The organism is Brevundimonas sp. (assembly GCF_031082345.1).
GTDB lineage: Bacteria > Pseudomonadota > Alphaproteobacteria > Caulobacterales > Caulobacteraceae > Brevundimonas.
Genome location: NZ_JAVHLH010000273.1, coordinates 1 through 3694 on the forward strand (window position 1 = coordinate 1; position 3694 = coordinate 3694).

Sequence of the window (3694 nt, forward strand, 5' to 3'; positions counted from 1 at the left end):
CCCGCTCGCGCGCCGCGGCCGTCTCGTGTCGCGATCCGCAACTGGCGGTCGTCCGCGACCGGGTCGACGGCGCCTTTTCCGGCTGGGCCCGCACCCCGCGCATGACCTTCGCGGGCGAGCGCCAGCCCTGGGTCGCCGATCGCACCAAATGGTCCCAGCCGGGATGGCGGCTGATGCAGGCTTCCCGCGTCGGCGCCTCGCCGGTGACCTTCGGCTATGGCGGCGCGGACCAGGCGTCGACCCTCACCGCCGTGGTCTCCTTCGTCGGCCGCTCGCGTCCCTATGCGGCCCGGATCGTCTTCCGCGACGACGCCAAGGCTCCGCGGGCCTGGCTGTCCGGGGGCGGGCTGGTTCCGGCCGCCTCGCGCGCCAGCGTCTGGGCCACCGGAGTTTCAGCCGCCGACCCAGCCCTGCTGACCGGGGACAGCCGCGCCGGAGACGCCTGGCGCTTCCCGGCCTCCGCCGCCGACCGGCTGGCGCGTCTCGATCCGCGTGAGGCCTTCCTGGTCGAGTTCCATTTCCGCGACGGCAGCGTGGCCAGGGCCCGCTTCGAGGCCGGCGATTTCGCCGCCGGTCGCGCCTTCATGGCCATGGGGGCGCTGCAAGGCCTCGCCCCTTAACGCCCCGTTTACCACGCAGGCGGCAGTTTCTGCCTAGCGGGCGTCGGTATGCACCCGTGAGTATTCGGGGCGGGACGCGTGGGCGGCTTCACGGCGGCGTTGCAGAGATTCGGGATCGGTCGCTTGACCGTGGTGCTGGGCGTGGCCGCCGGCGTCGCGGCCGTGCTGGTCGCCGTCATGCTGCGCATCGGCCAGGCCCCCGACGCCCTGCTGTATTCCAACCTCGACCTGCGCGAGGCCTCCGAGATCACCTCGGCGCTGGACAGCGCCGGCATCAAATATTCGTCCAAGGGCGACGGCTCGACCATCTTCGTCAGCCGCGACGAGGTCGGAGAGGCGCGCCTGCTGGTCGCCGGCAAGGGCCTCGTGACCTCGGGCAGCGTCGGTTACGAGATCTTCGACAACCAGTCGGTGCTGGGCCAGACCGAGTTCCAGCAGAACCTCAACGAGAAGCGCGCCCTCGAGGGCGAACTGGCCCGCACCATCATGGACATGCGCGGCATCACCTCGGCCCGGGTGCTGATCGCCCTGCCGTCGCGCCAACTGTTTCAGACCGCTTCGGCGCCGCCGACCGCCTCGGTGGTCGTCGGCGTCAGCGGCGGCGCCCTGACCGGCGCCCAGGTCCAGGCCATTCGCAACGTCGTGGCCTCGGCCGTGCCGAACCTGAAGCCCGAAAAGGTCACCCTGACCGACACCGCCAACCGCACCCTCGCCGCCGGGTCGGACGACGCGGGCTTCAGCGCCGCCTCGGCGGAGGAAGCCAAGTCGTCGACCGAGGCCCAGCTGCAGGCGCGCATCAAGGACATCGTCGAGGGCGTCGTCGGCGTCGGCGCGGCCCGGGTCCAGGTCACCGCCGACATCGATCACAGCCGCTCCACCACCCAGGAACAGCGCTTCGATCCCGACGGCCAGGTGGTGCGGTCGACCTCGATGAACGGGTCGGAAAGCGCCGACACCACCGGGGCCAACGACGGCGGCGCCACGGCGACCAACAACATCCCCGGCGGGGAGGCCCCCGGCGTCACGCCGATCGGCTCGCGCGACACCCAGAACACCGAGACCACCAACTACGAGATCTCGAACACCACCACGACCACCATCAAGGAGGCCGGCGAGGTCAAGAAGCTGGCGGTGGCGGTGGCCGTCGACGGCAAATACGCGCCGCCCGCCGAGGCCGGCGGCGAACCGGTCTACACCCCGGTGTCGGAAGAGGATCGCGCCAAGATCGAGGCCCTGGTCAAGGCGGCTGTCGGCTTCAACGAGGAGCGGGGCGACATCGTCCAGGTGACCGCCGTGCGGTTCAATCGCGATCTCGCCGCCGTCGGCGGGGTCGAGGCCGGCTCGTCCCTGTTCAACTTCACCAAGAACGACCTGATGCGAGGGGTCGAGCTGCTGGTCCTGCTGATCACCGGCGTGCTGCTGATCTTCTTCGTGCTGCGCCCGCTGCTGAAGACCGCCACCGGCGGCGGCGCCCAACCCCAGCTGGCCGGGCCCGGCATGCCGGTGACGCCGCTGCAGACCACCATGATGGCCGCGGGCGGCGGGCAGATGGCCCAGCTGACCGGCCCCGGCGGCCCGACCGAAATGGAGCAGCGGCTCGATATCGCCCGCATCGAGGGCCAGGTGAAGGCCTCCTCGGTCAAGAAGGTCGCCGACTTCGTCGAGAAACACCCTGACGAGTCGACCTCCATCCTGCGCAGCTGGGTGCACGAAGGCTGATGGCCGCCCGCATGGTCACCAAGAAGCCCGCCGTCGACGACATCAGGAAACTGACGGGTCCGGAGAAGGCCGCCGTCATCCTGCTGTCGCTGGGCGAGGACCATACCCGTCTGTGGCAGAGCCTCGACGAGGACGAGATCAAGGAAATCTCGCAGGCCATGGCCTCGCTCGGCACCGTCTCGGCCCAGGTGGTCGAGGAGCTGATGGTCGAGTTCGTCTCGGGCATGAGCGGCTCGGGCGCGGTGATGGGCAGCTACGAGCAGACCCAGCGCCTGCTGGCCGCCTTCATGCCGGGCGAGCGCGTCGACGCCCTGATGGAGGAAATCCGCGGCCCCGCCGGTCGCACCATGTGGGACAAGCTCGGCAATGTGAACGAGGCGGTCCTCGCCAACTATCTGAAGAACGAATACCCGCAGACCGTCGCGGTGGTCCTGTCGAAGATCAAGGCCGACCACGCCGCGCGCGTCCTGACCGCCCTGCCCGAGGACTTCGCCCTCGAATGCGTCCAGCGCATGCTGCGCATGGAGCCGGTGCAGCGCGAGATCCTCGACAAGATCGAACAGACCCTGCGCACCGAATTCATGTCCAACCTGGCCCGCACCTCGAAGCGCGACAGCCACGAGATGATGGCCGACATCTTCAACAGCTTCGACCGCCAGACCGAGGCCCGCTTCATCGGCGCCCTGGAAGAGCGCAACCGCGAGGCGGCCGAGCGCATCCGCGCCCTGATGTTCGTGTTCGAGGACCTGTCCAAGCTGGACCCGGGCGGCATCCAGACCCTGCTGCGCGCGGTCGAGAAGGACTCGCTCGGACTGGCCCTGAAGGGCGCCTCGGAATCGCTGCGCGAGCTGTTCTTCTCCAACATGTCCGAGCGCGCGTCGAAGATCATGCGCGAGGACATGGAAACCATGGGGCCGGTCCGCCTCAAGGACGTCGACCAGGCCCAGATGGCCATGGTCCAGGTCGCCAAGGATCTCGCCGCCAAGGGCGAGATCATGCTGGTCGGCCAGGGCGCCGACGACGAGTTGATCTACTGACATGACCGCTCAACCCGCCAGCACGCCGTTTTCCTTCGACACCGAGTTCGACGCCGCGGGCGTCGTGGTGCAGGCGTCCGCCTACCGTCCGATCCGGCGCGCCTACGCCCCGGAGGAGGTCGAGGCCCTTCTGGCCGACGCCCGGGTGGAGGCGCGCAACGCGACCCTGGCCGAGAGCGAGAGCCTTCAGGCCAGGGCGCTGGCGGCGATCGGCGAGGCGCTCGCCGCCGGCCTGCCCGAGGGCGCTACACCGGGCGCGGTCGGCGACATCGTCCAGGCCGCGTGCCTGGCCCACGACATCGGCAACCCGCCCTTCGG

Annotated in this window: 3 protein-coding genes and 1 pseudogene; all 4 read left to right on the forward strand. The window is 69.9% G+C overall.

Going from position 1 to position 3694, the window contains the following annotated elements; all coding sequences use genetic code 11:
- The coding region (locus tag RDU12_RS13845; protein WP_308685199.1) for a hypothetical protein at positions 1–620 on the forward strand (620 nt) is incomplete at its 5' end.
- A gap of 78 nt (positions 621–698) precedes the next feature.
- Positions 699–2339, forward strand: a complete 1641-nt coding sequence (fliF, locus tag RDU12_RS13850) for a flagellar basal-body MS-ring/collar protein FliF (protein WP_300292324.1) — start codon at positions 699–701, stop codon at positions 2337–2339.
- 11 nt (positions 2340–2350) lie between these two features.
- Positions 2351–3376, forward strand: coding sequence for a flagellar motor switch protein FliG (gene fliG, locus RDU12_RS13855; RefSeq protein ID WP_300292327.1), 1026 nt, complete (start codon positions 2351–2353; stop codon positions 3374–3376).
- Between the two features lies 1 nt (position 3377).
- Positions 3378–3694 (forward strand): annotated as a pseudogene (locus tag RDU12_RS13860) (hypothetical protein); the annotation flags it as partial.